Genomic DNA, 17,256 nt, shown 5'->3' with positions numbered 1-17,256 from the left:
GTAATATGAAAAATAGACGATATAGAATATGTAAATAAGAATAAGATATTAATAATGGATGCAACATTTTGAAATAATTTGTTGCATAGACAAGGAGGTTAATGTGCTTAAGCTCACAATCAAACCCGGCGAGTACATCAACATCGGCGATGATGTAAGGGTTATCTATTCAGGAGGCTCAGAAGGGAATATTCATCTTTTAATAGATGCCCCAAGGGAACTCAACATTGTAAGAAGCAAGGTTCTTGCAAGAAATACCGCCAATTCGGACAAGAAAGAGTCCCGCTATATATCTCCATATTATGCGGAACGTGGACTTTCCCCTGAAACACTTTCCAAAATCCGCAGGCTTATAAGGGAAGATAAGAAGATGAATAAGCAGGTTGTAGATAGGAAAGAGGACATCAGTCAGGATAATATACAGAGTTAGCATGGTAACACTGTTTATTATATATGCGTATTAACTGTAAAGGCTGATGCCAGCAGTTCTAATACATTCCCGGTAAGGGAGATGGGAACGGATTCCCGAACAAATATTATATTTACACGGAGGTACATACTATGGTAGTACAACACAATATGTCAGCTATGAATGCTAACAGAATGTTAAGCGGAGTTTCATCTGCACAGTCAAAGTCAACAGAGAAGTTATCATCAGGTTACAGAATTAACCGTGCAGCAGATGATGCAGCAGGACTTTCTATCTCAGAGAAGATGAGAGGACAGATCAGAGGTCTTAATCAGGCTTCAACTAATGCACAGGATGGTATCTCACTTATCCAGACTGCTGAAGGTGCTTTAAATGAATCACACTCAATCCTTCAGAGAATGAGAGAGCTTGCAGTACAGGCTTCAAATGGTACAGAAACAGATGACGATAGAGAAGCAGTACAGAACGAAATCGAACAGCTTCAGAGTGAATTAACAAGAATCTCTGATACAACAGAATTCAATACTATGAAGTTACTTGATGGTTCTCGTTCAGGTAGTAAGGTAAGTGCTTCTGTAAGTAAGACAGCGGAAAATAATCTTACAACCGTAGATGCTACAGCACAGGTTAACACATCAGCAGCTGTTACTAAGGTTGGTGATGATGCCGACTCAACAATTTCAGTAACTATATTAGATAAGAATGGTAATACATCAACAACAAGTGTTACTGTACATTATGATAAGACAAGTGGTAAGTATTCTGTTGATGGAAAAGATTTATCTGTTACAGATACAGCAGGTAGTAGTGCGACAGCGCCAAAGTCAGGTTTAGCTTTTGCAGAAGCTTTATCTAATACAGCTTTAGCTGACTCATATGATATTACATCAGGAACTAATGGAGAGCTTGTGTTTACAGCAAAAGAAAAGGGAGCTACAGCTGATGCTATATTAGTATCACAGGATGGTGGAGCTGCAGCTTCTACAACAAAGACAAATAATACAGGAACAGACTCTTACCAGCAGTTAGCATCTGGTATAGGTGCATATGATGGAACAGGTAATATCGAAGATAAAATATTTACAGTTAATGGAGAGAAGTTTGCATATGTTACTGACCCATCTAAGTTAGGTGATGATTATAAAGATGTAAATTATGTAAAGACAACTGGTACAAATGGAGCAATTGCAGCTGCAGATGCAGATACAATGGCTAAGTTAATAAATTCTAAGACAGGAATTGCTGCGGAACAGGATGCTAATGCTAATACAACTGTTAATTTAAAGGCAGGTACATCTAATACAGGTAATGGTATTAAGCTTCAGATTGGTGCTAACGAAGGTCAGACAATGAGCTTTACACTTGATGATATGAGTGCTGATGCACTTGGTGTTGGTGGAAGCAATGTTGACTTAAGCACACAGGAGTCAGCTGAAAAGGCTACAACAGCTATTGATGCAGCTATCAAGAAGGTATCTGCTTCAAGAGGTAAGATGGGTGCTGTTCAGAACAGACTTGAGCATACAATCAACAACCTTGATACAGCAGCTGAGAACCTTCAGACAGCTGAGTCACGTATCCGTGATACAGATATGGCTGAAGAAATGGTTAACTACAGTAAGAACAACATTCTTGCACAGGCTGGACAGTCAATGCTTGCACAGGCTAATCAGTCTAATCAGGGTGTTCTTACACTTCTTCAGTAATCAATTAGCGTATTACTACTAGGTTAACCAAGATGAAATAAAAAGCCTAAATAATCAAAATTTCAAAATTGGATTATTAAAAAATTATATAAAAACAACCCCGCAATATGTTCCATGCACATATGTTGGGGTTGTTTTTGTATTAATAATTCTTTACAGCGTTGACAGCTTCATCTTTGGATAGCTGGTAGTCTTCAATGAGTTTATTAACAGTGTCATCATCTGATAGGTTCATATCTTTACATAGTTTTATAAAAGCATTGATACCTTTAGTAAGTTCAAGTTGTCTACCTTCGGCAATACCCAACTGCCTACCTTCTTCCTTAACAATTTCAAGATGTCCTTCCTCGTCATATTCATAAATACTCACAGTAATCACTTCCTCCCTGTGATTTTTTAAAAAATCCGACAATACATTTTCAGCAATGCACTCATCAACCGCTTCAGTAACAGCAGTACGGATATCAATTTTCTCAACATCGGTCTTAACACGTACTTTATTAACAAATGTCATATAGTCTTTAAGAGTTTCGCATTTAGAAAGAAATTCAGAGCTATATGTATGCATATTAGAATTATCATTAATATTAGAATTAAAAGTACGGGATTTATTCCCCTCATTATTAGCAGTGTTAATATTAATAACTCTTACCATAAGCTCCAGCTCCGGATAATCTATTTTCTTCTCATACATATCCGATAATCGAAGAATACTCTCTGCCGCGAGTGGTTGTTTTCCATTATAAAATGTAACGAAATGCGGTACTGGAATTTTAAGCAGTGTACTCCTGTGCAAATCACTATTGGTATACATCTGCCTGTACACATCAGATAAATAGTGCAGAAATCGCAACGGCATATTTGGATTGCGGCTTGACTGCTGTTCAAACATATACAAATCCTGCCCGAATACAAATGAAGCATCATTTTTATACTTCATATACACACCACCCTTAAGAGTAGTAACAGTTAAATCATCTACATTAGTATAATTCGTGTCGTTCAAACCGTTATAAAGGTCCAGAAGATTATTCTTATCCATGTATAACAGGCAGAATACATTATCTTTATATTGCCTTATTTCAGTTGATTGTCTGACAGCACCAGCATTTATACTGTTATTTTGTGGGTGTAAAGCTTGCTTAGTATTGTTAGTATAATTATTTAATTTTCTCATAAGTTCTCCAATCTTGGTAAATAATGTTTGATATCATATTTGGTTCAATAAAACACAATTACTTTAGATTGAAGAATTTCATATCTATATATTATCATTAGTAAATATGTATGACAAGCATATTAAAAATGTTGCATTATAAGTGGTTGTTTTATTGATTGTTAAATATGATAGCTGGATATTTGATATAGATATTTATAAATAATCTATGTAGCATTATATTTAATATATAAAATGTTATAAGATTATCTGTAAATAAAGATTATTTATATACAACACCCAATATTTATAGCTGAATTATATTGAGTGTTGTACTTAGGTTAAAGAGTTATATACATTAAGTAGTTAATAGTTCTTTAAGGCGTTGACAGCTTCATCTTTGGATAGCTGGTAATCTTCAATGAGTTTAGTTACGGTGTCATCATCTGATAGGTTCATATCTTTACATAATTTGATAAAAGCGTTAATACCTTTATTTAAGCCTTCGGCAAGTCCAAGCTGTTTACCTTCAGCAATACCCAATTGCCGGCCTTCTTCCTTAACAATTTCAAGATGTCCTTCCTCGTCATATTCGTAAATGCTCACAGTAATCACTTCCTCCCTGTGATTTCTAAAAAATTCCGACAATACATTTTCAGCAATACATTCATCAACCGCCTCAGTAACAGCAGTACGGATATCAATCTTCTCAACATCGGTCTTAACACGTACTTTATTAACAAATGTCATATAGTCCTTAAGTGTTTCGCATTTAGAAAGAAATTCAGAGCTGTATGTATGTGAATTAGTGGCATTACCTACATTGATATTCTTATTGGATTTATCAAAATCATCTGATTGATTAGTACCATTAATAATATCATTCTTCTCAGTGTCCAATAATTTTTGGTTAATAATAGCACCCGTGTTAATATTAATAACTCTTACCATAAGCTCCAGCTCCGGACAATCTATTTTCTTCTCATACATATCAGATAATCGAAGAATACTTTCTGTTTCAAGTGGCTGCTTTCCATTATAAAATGTAACGAAATGTGGTACTGGGATTTTAAGCATTGTACTCCTGTGTAAATCACTATTGGTATACATCTGTCTGTACACATCAGATAAATAGTGCAGAAATCGCAACGGCATATTAGGATTGCGGCTTGACTGCTGTTCAAACATATACAAATCCTGTCCGAACACAAATGAAGCATCATTTTTATACTTCATATACACACCACCCTTAAGAGTAGTGACAGTTAAATCATCTACATTAGTATAATTCGTGTCGTTCAAACCATTATAAAGGTCAAGAAGATTATTCTTATCCCTGTATAACAGGCAGAATACATTATCCTTATACTGCCTTATAGCCGCTGATTGGTTTCTGTTAGTATCCACATTTATTGTTTCGGATGTTTTTCTAACAGTATCCGGCTTTATTGTAATTGATGGCTGACTGCCAGTCATTGCATTTATACCGCTGTCTGCTGAATATACAGCCTGTGTAGTATTGTCTGTAATATTATTGATATTTTTCATAAGTTCTCCAATCTGTGGTAATGATGTTTGATAGCATAGCCATTAACATTCAACTACAACACAATATTGAAGAAACAATAAAAATATCTATCTATGTCTATATTCTATCATTGGGAAAAAGTTATGACAAGAAGAACAATATTGTTATTTGTGCTGGCTATGCACTAGATAATTAAGATTAATGATATACCATTGTAATAAAATATTACGCGTAATATATATTATATATACCATATATACAATATAAATGCAATATAAAAAAGATGAAAAATAAAAAAAGGAAATTATCTGATTTTGTTGAATACTTAAAAAGTAGGCAGTTTTTTGGCGTTTGTATGTGCAATTATGTATTGCGCAGAAATGAGGGTGAAGTATGAATATCAGAGAACAGCAGGAGAGCAGAGAACACGAGTATATGAGTCCATATGCCAGTTTCAGTGATGAATCAAGGGGCAGGGATAAGCCAGAGCCACAGTGCGATATGCGCACGATTTATCAAAGGGACAGGGATAGAATATTACATAGTAAGTCATTTAGAAGACTGAAGCATAAGACACAGGTATTTCTTGCACCAGAGGGAGATCATTACAGGACAAGACTTACACATACGTTGGAGGTTGCCCAGATTGCAAGAAGCATTTCAAGAGCGTTAAGACTTAACGAGGATTTGACAGAAGCTATTGCACTGGGACACGATCTGGGGCATACGCCATTTGGACACGCGGGGGAAAGAACACTTAATGAGATATGTCCGTTAGGGTTCAGTCATTACAGGCAGAGCATAAGAGTTGTTGAATTCTTGGAAAAAGATGGAGCAGGACTTAATCTTACATGGGAAGTAAGAGATGGTATTGTTAATCATAGAACAGCAGGACACCCATCGACGCTTGAAGGAAAGGTAGTAAGGCTTTCAGATAAGATTGCATACATCAATCACGACATAGATGATGCAATAAGGGCAAGAATATTTTCCGAGGACTATATACCTAAGGAATATACAGATGTGTTAGGAACAACTACCAAGAGCAGGCTTAATACGCTTATAAGCGATATAATAAAGTGCAGTATTGACAAGGATGATATTATAATGTCTGATACAGTACATAAGGCGATGACAGATTTAAGACAGTTTATGTTTGACAAATTGTATACCAATCCAGCTGCAAAGAGCGAGGAGATTAAGGTGTGCAAGCTTATAACAGAACTTTATAATTATTATATTGCTAATATTGAGGAACTTCCTGACAATTACAAACGCTTCATATATGAAAGAGGCGAGAAGCCAGAGCGTGTTGTATGCGATTATATAGCAGGAATGAGTGACCAGTATTCTATAAGCAGGTTTGAGAATATATTTGTTCCTAAGGCCTGGAAAGGCTGATGTGCAGAAAATGTATCTGCAAGTAATAACAAGTGCTTTCGGGCATAATAATATATTTGCTTTCATATCTTGGAAAGGCTGGAAAGAAGAGTTAATAATGTATTCAAGTGAAGTAATAGAAGAGGTAATATCAAGAAATGATATAGTTGATGTTATTTCAGGATATATAAAACTTAAGAAAAATGGAAGTTCATATGTAGGACTTTGTCCATTCCATAATGAAAAGTCACCATCATTTTCTGTGTCTGGCACGAAGCAGATGTATCACTGTTTTGGCTGTGGAGTTGGAGGAAATGTAATAACATTTGTAATGGAATATGAGAATTATACATTTCCAGAAGCAGTAAAAATGCTTGGAGAACGTGCAGGAATGGAACTTCCTGAGACAGATTATTCCGCAGAGGACAGAAAAGACAGGGATATAAAGACAAGGCTTTTAGAGATTAATAAAATAGCGGCGACTTATTATTATCATCAGTTAAAGTCAGAAGCTGGAAAGTCAGGGCTTGATTACCTTGTAAAGAGAGGTCTGTCGGATAAGACTATCAACAGCTTTGGACTGGGATATGCACCGCAGTCAACGGGTGAGCTGTATCGTATGTTAAAGGATAAAGGTTATGATGATGGGATTCTAAAAGAATCGGGTCTTTTTACATACGAAAAAGGTGTGAGGGATAAGTTCTGGAACAGGGTAATATTCCCTATAATGGATATTAATAATAAGGTTATAGGCTTTGGCGGAAGAGTAATGGGAGATGCGAAACCTAAGTATCTTAATTCGCCAGAGACCAAGCTGTTTGATAAAAGCAGGAATTTGTATGGGCTGAATGCGGCAAGAACAGCAAGAAAGAATAACCTTATAATATGTGAGGGCTATATGGATGTAATATCCCTTCATCAGGCTGGATTTACGCAGGCAGTGGCATCGCTTGGAACGGCACTGACACCGGGACACGCACGACTTATGAAAAGGTATACTGACAATGTTCTTATAACCTATGATAGTGATGAGGCAGGTGTGAAAGCTGCGTTAAGGGCAATTCCGATACTTAAAGAGGCAGGTTTGTCCACAAGAGTTATTAATATGCGGCCATATAAAGACCCTGATGAATTCATCAAGGCATTAGGTACAGAAAGCTTTCAGGACAGAATAGATAAGGCACAGAACAGCTTTATGTATGAAATTGGAATAATAGAGAAGAATTATAACAGAAGTGATCCTGAGGGCGAAACGTCATTTGAGAAAGAAGTAGCTTCCAGGCTTGTTGTATTTAAGGAAAAGCTTGAGAGGGAGAATTATCTTAAGGCGGTGTGCAGGCAGTATATGATTCCGGAAGACGGAATGAGGGATATGGTCATAAGGCTTGGAAGCAATGAAGGCATTATGGCAAAGCACGACACATATACGGCTAAGGAGAATACTCCTATAAGGAAGAAACGCGAAAATGGCGTAAGACAGGCAGAGAAGATTTTGCTGACGTGGATGATTGAAGATGGTGACATTTATGAGAAGGTCAGTAAGTTTATAAGTCCTGATGATTTTGTAGATCCGGTATTTAAAGATGTAGCAGCTAAGATATATGAACAATACGAGACTGGGCAGATTAATCCTGCGGCGATTATCAGTTCATATATGGATACAAGTATGCACAATGAAATAGCGGCTATGTTTAGTGCAGAATTAAGTGACTCCCTTAACAAGCTTGAGAGGGAGAAGACGCTTAATGATACAGTTATAAAGGTCAAGAAGAATAGTCTTGATACTAAGCTTGATAATGCTACAGATGCAAGAGCTATGCAGGACATTATCAATCAGCAGATGAAGCTTAATAATATTCATATTAATTTGTAATATATGCGAAAGGTGGACCATTGTAATGGCAGATAAGAAAGAAAACTTAATCGAAGAAGAAGTAAAAGAAACTAAAAAAGCAACAAGAAAGAAGAAATCAGACGAAGATAGTGCTAAGAGCACAGCCAAGAAGCCAAGAAAAGGCAAGGAAGGTGCAGAAGCTGAACTTACAGAAGAAGAAAAAGCACAGGCTATTCAGGAAAAATTTATGGAAAAATGCAGAGGAATACTTGCAATAGCCAAGAAGAAAAAGAATGTCCTTGATTATAAGGAAATTATGAACTATTTTCAGGATACTGATTTTGAAGCAGATAAAATGGAAAAGGTATTTGAATTCCTTGAAGCTTGTAATGTAGATGTTAAGATGAATGATGATGAAGTTGAGGAGGACGATATCCTTCTTGATGATGAAGATGATATAGATATTGAAAAGATTGATTTATCTGTACCAGATGGTATTGGCCTTGAAGATCCTGTAAGAATGTACTTAAAAGAGATTGGTAAAGTTCCACTTTTAAGTGCAGAGGAAGAGATTGAGTACGCTAAGAGAATGGAACAGGGTGATGAGGAAGCTAAGAAAAGACTAGCAGAGGCTAACTTACGTCTTGTTGTAAGTATTGCAAAACGTTATGTTGGAAGAGGAATGCAGTTCCTTGACCTTATTCAGGAAGGTAACCTCGGTCTTATTAAGGCTGTTGAAAAGTTCGATTACCGTAAGGGATATAAGTTCTCAACATATGCTACATGGTGGATAAGACAGGCTATCACAAGAGCTATTGCTGACCAGGCAAGAACAATCCGTATTCCAGTTCATATGGTAGAAACTATCAACAAGCTTGTAAGAGTACAAAGACAGCTTTTACAGGAATTAGGAAGAGAGCCATCTCCAGAAGAAATAGCAGAGACTATGGATATCCCGGTTGAGAGAGTGAGGGAAATCCAGAAGATTTCACAAGAGCCGGTTTCACTTGAAACACCTATCGGTGAAGAGGAAGACAGCCACCTTGGTGACTTTATTCAGGATGATAATGTTCCGGTTCCAGCAGAAGCCGCAGCTTCAACACTTCTTAAGGAACAGCTTGTAGAAGTTCTTGGAACACTTACAGACAGAGAACAGAAAGTATTAAGACTTCGTTTTGGCATGGACGATGGAAGAGCAAGAACTCTTGAAGAAGTTGGTAAAGAATTCAATGTTACAAGAGAGCGTATAAGACAGATTGAAGCTAAGGCATTAAGAAAGTTAAGACACCCAAGCAGAAGCCGCAAGCTTAAGGATTACCTTGATTAATTGGCAAGACTATTAAATGGTGTTACTAAGGAAAGCTTATGAACGATATTATTAATATATCTAATAGATTAAAATGTGTTGCAAGTCTTGTTAATAAAGGTGCAAGAGTAGCAGATATCGGCACAGATCATGCATATCTTCCAATATATCTTGTCCAGAATGGAATAAGTAATAAAGTATATGCATGTGATGTAAGAAAAGAACCATTAAGACGTGCACAGCTGCACATTGATGAATATGGACTTTCAGATAAGATAACTACACAGCTTTGTGACGGGCTTAAAGGTATTAATAAAGGTGACGTTGATACAGTAACTATATGCGGTATGGGCGGAAAGCTTATGAAGAGTATATTACAGGCAGGTATAGACAAGCTTGGGTATAATACCCAGCTTGTCTTATCTGCACAGTCAGAATTAAGGGATTTCCGTGCATATCTTTTAGAAGCTGGCATAGATATTAAGTCAGAACATATTCTATTAGAAGACGGAAAATATTACTTTATATTTGACTGTGTATACAACACGCCATATGAACAGCATTTTAATAAAAATGTTGTTGATGCAGATGACATTTATAAAAATGATAATCAGAATAATAATGAAAAAAAGATTACAGCTTACACTGAGGAAGAATTAAGATATGGAAAATACCTTCTTGATAATAAGTCAGAAGTGCTTTATGAGTATCTTAATAAAGAACTTATGAGTTGTAATAATATTAGAGATAATCTTCTTAATAAAGAACAGTCAGTGTCTGTGAAGAATAGAATCAAGGCTATTGATGAAGATATTGCTGTTATTAATAAGGCGTTAGGAAGATGGAAGGAGCAATAAATGCTTTTATCACAGATGGCAGCAGAAGCCGCAAAAGATTACAAATATGATATTATTCTTGCTAATGTCAACGGCAAGCTTACAGAGATATCAGATATGGATATAACGGATGAAAAGGTGGAATTTATTACTGTAGGAGAAACTATGGGTAATGAGGCGTATAAAAGAAGCGTACTTCTTTTAATGCTCAATGCAATACATAAGCTTGATACAGATAATAAAATCAAGAGAGTTACAGTTGAATTCTCTCTTAGCAAAGGTCTTTATTGCGATATAAAGGGTGATTTTGAGATTACAGAAGAATTTCTTAATAAAGTAAAAGAAGTTATGAGAGCTGATGTTAAGAAAAACCTGCCTATTAAGAAGCAGGGAATGAAGACATCAGAGGCTATTAAGCTGTTCAAGAAGTTCGGAATGGAAGATAAGACACAGTTATTCAAATATAGAATTAGTTCTTATGTTAATGTATACAGCATAGAGGGTTATTACGATTACTTCTATGGTTATATGGCAGCTAATACAGGAATATTAAAGACATTTGACATATTCCAGTATGATAAGGGCTTTGTTCTTCAGTTGCCAACTAAAGAAAATCCGGAAACAGTGCCGGAATTTGCACCACAGGCTAAGCTTTTTAATGTACTTATGGAAAGAAGCGAGTGGGCAGATATGCTTGGTGTTGATACAGTTGCATCATTGAATAAGCATATAATAAGCGGGGATATTAATTCACTTATTCTTGTTCAGGAAGCGTTACAGGAGCAGAAGATTGTTGAGATTGTTAATCAGATAAAAGAAAGGGAAGGCGTTAAATTCATTATGATAGCCGGACCATCTTCATCTGGAAAGACAACATTTTCACACAGATTATCTATACAGTTAAGAGCAAGTGGATTTAAGCCACACGCAATTGGGGTTGATAATTATTTCGTGGAGAGAGAGCAGACACCTGTTGATGAAAATGGAGAGTACAATTTTGAGGATTTACATGCAATAGACATAAAGCTTTTTAATGACCATATGAATGCATTGCTAAGAGGTGAAAAGGTTGAGATACCTCAGTTTAATTTCCTTACAGGAAGGAAAGAATACAATGGTGATTATATACAGCTTGGGGAAGAAGATATTCTTGTTATTGAGGGTATACACTGCCTTAATGATGAATTATCCTACGCACTTCCAGTTGAAAGCAAGTTTAAAATCTATATAAGTGCACTTACACAGCTTAATGTTGACGAGCATAACAGAGTTGCTACAACAGATGGACGTCTTATAAGACGTATGGCAAGGGATTACAGAACAAGAGGAGCTTCTGCCAAGAGAACACTTTCAATGTGGGAGTCGGTTAGAAAAGGTGAAGAAAAGAATATCTTTCCATTTCAGGAAGAAGCAGATGCTATGTTTAATTCGGCTATGGCATATGAGCTATGTATATTAAAGCCAATAGTAGAGCCACTTCTTTTCTCAATAACAGAAGATGACCCAGAATATCAGGAAGCCAAGAGATTACTCAAGTTTCTGGCGTACTTCCTTCCTTGTCAGGCAGACAATGTTCCGATTAATTCTATAATGAGAGAATTTATTGGGGGAGGATGTTTTAGGGTTTAGAAAAATAATAGCAAATGTATATACAAATGCTTGCATAGTATGGCGGAAAATATTATAATTATTATACAGAAGGGAGTGAATATTATGGCACAGATTAGTTTACGTGTAGATGATGAGATAAAGCATAAAGCAGAGAAAACATTAGACGAAATAGGACTAAGTATGTCAACAGCAATTAATATATTCTTAAAAACAGTTGTCAGGGAAAACCGTATTCCTTTTGAACTTACAGCTGACCCATTCTATAGTAAGTATAATATAGAAGAATTGGAAAGACGTGTGGCAAATATACGTTCAGGTAAAAGTACTTTAAAGGAGCACGAATTAATAGAGGAGGATGAGTGAGAAAATTATGGGGAGATGAGGCTTGGCAAGAATATCTTAATTGGCAGACACAGGATAAGAAGATGCTAAAAAAGATAAATAGATTATTGATGGATATTGACAGAAATGGATATCAATGTATAGGAAAGCCAGAGCCTCTTAGTGGCAATTTACAAGGATATTGGAGTGTTAGAATTGATGAGAAGAATAGGATTGTTTTCAGAATAGAAAATAATAATATTGAAATCATACAATGTGGAACGCACTATAGGGATAAGTAGAAAATATGGAGTAAAAGAATACTCGGTCACAACCGACTCGGTTGTGACCGAGTATTCTTTTGAAATTAACTTGTAACGAAAACAATAGAAATTGTTATATAGCTATATATAACATATACTATTTCCTAAACGAATTCTTATACTCCCTGGACATTTCAAAAAGTTCATTAACATACCCTGGAGTTTTGTTATCAATATTCTTCTTAATTTCACTTAATATGTCAATATAATCGCCGAGTAGTACGCTTATGTCTTCTGAGTTAGAAGCACATATCTGGTCCCACATTTCAGGAGATGAAGCGGCTACCCTTGTCATATCGCGAAAGCTTCCAGCCGCTAACATCTGCATATGCTTGTCGTTGTCGTCCTGTTCAGATACAAGCTTTACAAGTGCTGTAGATATGAGGTGTGGAAGGTGGCTTATTGCGGCTACGCTTTTATCGTGAATTGTGTAGTCCATAACAATAGGATTGGCTTTCATATCATACACAAGTGCTTTGAAGCGTTCAAGCTGTTCATTGGTAGTCTTTGATGTTGGAGTGATTACATAGCGTGCATTTTTCATAATTGCTGATGAAGAATTAGCATAGCCTGTAAGTTCAGAGCCAGCCATAGGGTGGCCGCCTATAAATACATTTTCCATATCAAGCTCTTTAACAGTGTTATGTATTGAAGTCTTAACACTTCCGACATCAGTTATAATACAGCCGCTTTTAACGATATCTTTTAACTGCTTAAGGTAGTCATTCATCGTTATTACCGGTGTGCACAGAATTATAAAATCACAATTAGCAAATCTATCATCAACGCAGTCAAGTACGTCATCAACAACTCCGTCTTCCTTTGCTTTATACACAGGCTCAAGTCTTCTGCTTGTTGCAATTATATTATAATTATTGCCCGATTCCCTGAGTGCGTGCGCTATAGAGCCAGCGATAAGTCCGAAGCCTATAAAACCAACTTTACAATCCATAATATACTTAACCTCGTTTCTTATAATTTAATAATAAATATGATGTTTGTGTGTAATTAAAATCATTAAAATACAATGATTGTTATAGATTTTAGCACTTTAAAGTAACAGTGTAAAGGATGAAACTAAATATATTTAAAGTAATTAAACAACTTTTGAAAAATTTGTCAAAAATGTTCATAAAATAATACGTATAAATTAAGTTATTTCTGATAGCGTTGAATATAATGGTGGACAGTATATATATAATGCTGATATTGTAAATATACTTGTGCTTGGCATAGACAGCAATCTTCTTGTAACGCGGAGGCAGTATCAAGGCTGATGTATAATATACCTATAGACCGCGTGTGTGTATTTAACTGTGAAGCTATAGGTGTGATTAATGATGCTGTGGGAGGTGTTGAGGTTACCATAGAGAACGATTTTACAGATGAGAGTGGAGAAGTTCTCGAACCGGAGTTCTACAAGGGTAACACATTAAAGCTTAATGGAGAGCAGGCAGTTACATTTATAAGAGAAAGAGATTGTACAATATTTAAGAGCGCAATGGACAGGGTGGAAAGGCAGGAGCAATATATAAGCAGTCTTGTAAGCACAGCCAAATCAAAGCTTAAGCGTAACCCGATGATAGCGTTATCTATTCTTAATAAGCTTAAAGAAAATGACTGCATATATACTGATATATCAGCTTCAGAGCTTATGTATATTGCACAGCTTGCAGGAAGAACCCATTTTTCTATGGAAGATGTGACAACAATTCCAGGTGAGGTTAAGATGGGAGAAGAATTTGAGGAATACCATACGGATAGTATGGCACTTAAAAAAATAGTACTGGAAAATTTCTATACTAAGGTAAAATAACCAAAGTAAAAAGATTAAAGTAAAAAGATTAAAGCAAAAAGATTAAAGTAAAAAGATTAAAGCAAAATGATTAATGTAAAATAGCAATGAGAAAAATGACAGAAATACAAAGATATAATGTCAATGTCAAAGGATTTCCGTAAAAAAGTGGCCGGTTATTGACAAATACTTTCATTGTGATAATATTTGAAAGTGAGTAAATATGTGATTGAAAGCACCGGATTGGTATAACCGGTGCAGGAATGAGGTTTTAAGATGGCTAATACAACAACTTATAATCCCAAGTCTATCGAGCCAAAGTGGCAGAAGTATTGGGAAGAACACGGAACATTTAAAACAGATGTATGGGACTTTTCAAAGCCAAAGTACTATGCACTTGATATGTTTCCTTATCCATCAGGAGTAGGTCTTCACGCAGGTCATCCAGAGGGATATACAGCTACAGATATCACTTCACGTATGAAGAGAATGCAGGGATATAATGTACTTCATCCAATGGGATATGATTCATTTGGACTTCCAGCAGAACAGTATGCTGTAAAGACAGGTAACAATCCTAATGGATTTACAGAAAAGAATATAGAAACATTTACTAAGCAGTTAAAGGAATTGGGTTTTGATTATGACTGGAGCAAGACTTTAGCAACAAGTGATCCTAAGTTCTACAAATGGACACAGTGGATATTTAAGCAGTTATATTTGGATGGCTATGCTAAATATATAGATATGCCAGTTAACTGGTGTGAGGAGCTTGGTACAGTTCTTTCTAATGATGAAGTTATTGATGGTAAGTCAGAACGTGGCGGATATCCTGTTGTAAGAAAGAATATGAAGCAGTGGGTTATCGATCAGGTAGCATTTGCAGATAAATTACTTGAGGGACTTGAACATATCGACTGGCCAGAGTCTACTAAGGAAATGCAGAGACACTGGATAGGCAAGTCAGAAGGTGTAGAGGTTGACTTTAAGATTGACGGTGGTGGAGATTTCTCTATCTTTACTACTTGTATTGAAACTATATATGGTATTACATTTATGGTACTTGCACCAGATGGAGATATCGTTAAGGAGCTTATGCCAAGAATTCAGAACAAGGAAGAGGTAGAAGCTTATATAGCAGAGACTATTAAGAAGAATGATATGGATAGAACAGAGCTTAACAAGACTAAGTCAGGCTGCGTTCTTGAAGGAATATATGCAATTAACCCGGTAAATGGCAAGAAAGTTCCTATATACATAGGTGATTTCGTTCTTGCCAACTATGGTACTGGTGCTGTTATGGCAGTTCCAAGCCACGACCAGAGAGATTTTGAGTACTCAGAGGCACACAATATTCCTAGAATACAGGTTATTGATGGCGCTGATGTATCAGAAAAGGCATTTGAAAAGTATGATTACCTTGGCAAGGGCTGCAAGCTTATCAACTCAGAGGAATTCACAGGCCTTACAGTAGAAGAAGCTAAGGAAGCTATTACTCAGAAACTTGAAAAAATGGGCGTAGCAAGAAGAAAGGCTAACTACCATTTCAGAGAGTGGATATTTGCAAGACAGAGATACTGGGGTGAACCAGTGCCTATCGTATATCTTGAAGACGGACAGATTCACGTTCTTGATGATGATGAGCTTCCACTTATCTTACCAGAACTTGAAGATTACAAGGGCAAAAATGGACAGGCTCCACTTGAAAATGCAGCAGAATGGAAGCAGTATGAACATAATGGACTTAAGGGTAAGAGAGAAACTTCAACAATGCCTGGTTCAGCAGGTTCAAGCTGGTATTATATGAGATATATCGACCCAGATAATGATAAGGAACTCTGTGATCCGGAACTTCTTAAGCACTGGCTTCCAGTTGACCTTTATATAGGTGGACCAGAGCACGCAGTTGGACATCTTATGTACTCAAGAATATGGAACAGATACCTTTACGACAAGGGTATATCACCAGTTGCAGAGCCATTCCAGAAGTTAGTTCATCAGGGTATGATTCTTGGTTCTAACGGTATCAAGATGGGTAAGAGATTTCCAGAGTTCGTTATCAACCCAAGTGATATCGTAAGAGAATATGGTGCTGATACTTTAAGACTTTACGAAATGTTCATGGGTCCTCTTGAAGCTTCTAAGCCTTGGAGCCAGCAGGGTGTTGAAGGTGCAAGAAGATTTATCGGTAAGGTATGGAACTTCTTTACAACTGAAGGCAATGTTGTCGATGAGGAAGTTAAGGAACTTGAAAAGGTATATAACCAGACAGTTAAGAAGGTTACAGATGACTTTGAAAAGCTTGGCTTTAACACAGCTATCAGCCAGATGATGATATTTATGAATGCTGCAACTAAGCTTGGCAAGTGTTCAAGAGAATACGCAGAAGGCTTTATAAAGATGTTCTCTTGTATCTGCCCACACGCAGGTGAGGAAATGTGGAGCCGCTTTGGCCATAACGATACAATAGCTTATGAAAGCTGGCCAACATACGATGAGGAAGCCTGCAAGGAAGACACTGTAGAGATTGGTGTTCAGGTAAATGGTAAGGTTAAGGGAACTATTTCTATAGCTGTAGATGAGGCTAAGGAGTCAGTTCTTGAAAAGGCTAAGAAAGCAGTAGAAGGCAAGATTACAGGTAATATAATTAAGGAAATCTATGTACCTGGCAAGATTGTAAATATTGTTGCAAAATAAATTATATTAAATATAGTTGATTTATTACTGAATTATATTTGAAGCATATGGGAAATTTTGATATGTACTCTTTTTACTGGACAGACCAGTAAGGAGGATACTTATCATTTTCCATATGCTTTTTTAATGTTGAAATAGGGCTACCGCAATCCCACTGGCTTTAGACGGTGGGTTAAGGTAGCCGGAAGCGGAGGGTTGTGCTATACTTGCGTTATGGGAACGTGGAAATCAAAAAACAGACACAAATATTTGTTATAGTATCATATTATTTTCGTATGCAAGTATAGAAAGAAATTGCTGATGTCAAAACAAATATCAGATGATATAAAGCAG

The 17,256-nt window shown here is 36.4% G+C and carries 13 protein-coding genes and 1 pseudogene; 11 read left to right on the top strand and 3 right to left on the bottom strand.

Features of this window, described 5'->3' with window-relative positions:
* Positions 1-103 precede the first annotated feature (103 nt).
* A complete protein-coding gene (locus WMO42_RS13855; RefSeq protein WP_055306685.1) occupies positions 104-430 on the top strand; it encodes a carbon storage regulator in 327 nt (108 codons plus the stop codon).
* Between the two features lie 131 nt (positions 431-561).
* Positions 562-2,136 (top strand): flagellin, encoded by a 1,575-nt coding sequence (locus WMO42_RS13850; protein ID WP_090141421.1) that lies wholly within the window; start codon positions 562-564, stop codon positions 2,134-2,136.
* A 142-nt stretch (positions 2,137-2,278) separates the two neighbouring features.
* On the opposite strand, the gene WMO42_RS13845 is transcribed toward WMO42_RS13850, so the two are convergent.
* A complete protein-coding gene (locus WMO42_RS13845) occupies positions 2,279-3,313 on the bottom strand; it encodes a hypothetical protein (protein ID WP_090141419.1) in 1,035 nt (344 codons plus the stop codon).
* Positions 3,314-3,658: 345 nt separating this feature from the next.
* Positions 3,659-4,840 (bottom strand): hypothetical protein, encoded by a 1,182-nt coding sequence (locus WMO42_RS13840; RefSeq protein ID WP_090141418.1) that lies wholly within the window; start codon positions 4,838-4,840, stop codon positions 3,659-3,661.
* 373 nt (positions 4,841-5,213) lie between these two features.
* Here WMO42_RS13840 and WMO42_RS13835 point away from each other — a divergent pair, with 373 nt between their 5' ends.
* From WMO42_RS13835 to WMO42_RS13805, 7 genes are all read left to right on the top strand, one after another.
* Positions 5,214-6,221, top strand: coding sequence for a deoxyguanosinetriphosphate triphosphohydrolase (locus tag WMO42_RS13835; protein ID WP_349192607.1), 1,008 nt, complete (start codon positions 5,214-5,216; stop codon positions 6,219-6,221).
* 94 nt (positions 6,222-6,315) lie between these two features.
* Positions 6,316-8,073, top strand: coding sequence for a DNA primase (gene dnaG, locus WMO42_RS13830; protein WP_055176617.1), 1,758 nt, complete (start codon positions 6,316-6,318; stop codon positions 8,071-8,073).
* A 193-nt stretch (positions 8,074-8,266) separates the two neighbouring features.
* The gene (gene rpoD / locus WMO42_RS13825) at positions 8,267-9,361 is read left to right on the top strand and encodes an RNA polymerase sigma factor RpoD (RefSeq protein WP_055176615.1); all 1,095 of its coding nucleotides are present in this window, start codon (positions 8,267-8,269) and stop codon (positions 9,359-9,361) included.
* Between the two features lie 38 nt (positions 9,362-9,399).
* Entirely contained in the window at positions 9,400-10,197 is a 798-nt protein-coding gene (locus WMO42_RS13820) for a class I SAM-dependent methyltransferase (RefSeq protein WP_349192605.1), read from the top strand.
* Entirely contained in the window at positions 10,198-11,805 is a 1,608-nt protein-coding gene (locus WMO42_RS13815; RefSeq protein ID WP_022503110.1) for a nucleoside kinase, read from the top strand.
* Between the two features lie 84 nt (positions 11,806-11,889).
* Positions 11,890-12,150 carry a type II toxin-antitoxin system RelB/DinJ family antitoxin gene (locus WMO42_RS13810; RefSeq protein WP_022503109.1) on the top strand — a complete coding sequence of 87 codons (261 nt, stop codon included), beginning with the start codon at positions 11,890-11,892 and terminating at the stop codon, positions 12,148-12,150.
* Positions 12,147-12,410: a Txe/YoeB family addiction module toxin gene (locus tag WMO42_RS13805; protein ID WP_090141411.1), complete on the top strand. Its 264-nt coding sequence runs from the start codon at positions 12,147-12,149 to the stop codon at positions 12,408-12,410. The genes WMO42_RS13810 and WMO42_RS13805 overlap by 4 nt, the downstream gene beginning before the upstream one ends.
* Before the next feature lie 118 nt (positions 12,411-12,528).
* Here the strand turns inward: WMO42_RS13805 and WMO42_RS13800 are convergent, their stop codons facing one another.
* Positions 12,529-13,383, bottom strand: a complete 855-nt coding sequence (locus tag WMO42_RS13800; RefSeq protein WP_090141409.1) for a prephenate dehydrogenase/arogenate dehydrogenase family protein — start codon at positions 13,381-13,383, stop codon at positions 12,529-12,531.
* Between the two features lie 306 nt (positions 13,384-13,689).
* Here WMO42_RS13800 and WMO42_RS13795 point away from each other — a divergent pair.
* Together WMO42_RS13795 and leuS are read left to right on the top strand one after the other, a co-directional pair.
* A pseudogene (locus tag WMO42_RS13795) lies at positions 13,690-14,247 on the top strand (LCP family protein); the annotation flags it as partial.
* A gap of 255 nt (positions 14,248-14,502) precedes the next feature.
* Entirely contained in the window at positions 14,503-16,923 is a 2,421-nt protein-coding gene (gene leuS / locus WMO42_RS13790; RefSeq protein ID WP_055175979.1) for a leucine--tRNA ligase, read from the top strand.
* The last annotated feature ends 333 nt before the right edge of the window (positions 16,924-17,256 follow it).

Source organism: Lachnospira sp. CLA-JM-H23, assembly GCF_040096425.1.
In the GTDB taxonomy this organism is placed as follows: Bacteria; Bacillota; Clostridia; order Lachnospirales; family Lachnospiraceae; genus Lachnospira; species Lachnospira rogosae.
Note: the sequence above shows the minus strand (reverse complement) of the source record. Positions and strands in the feature narration are given on the sequence as shown.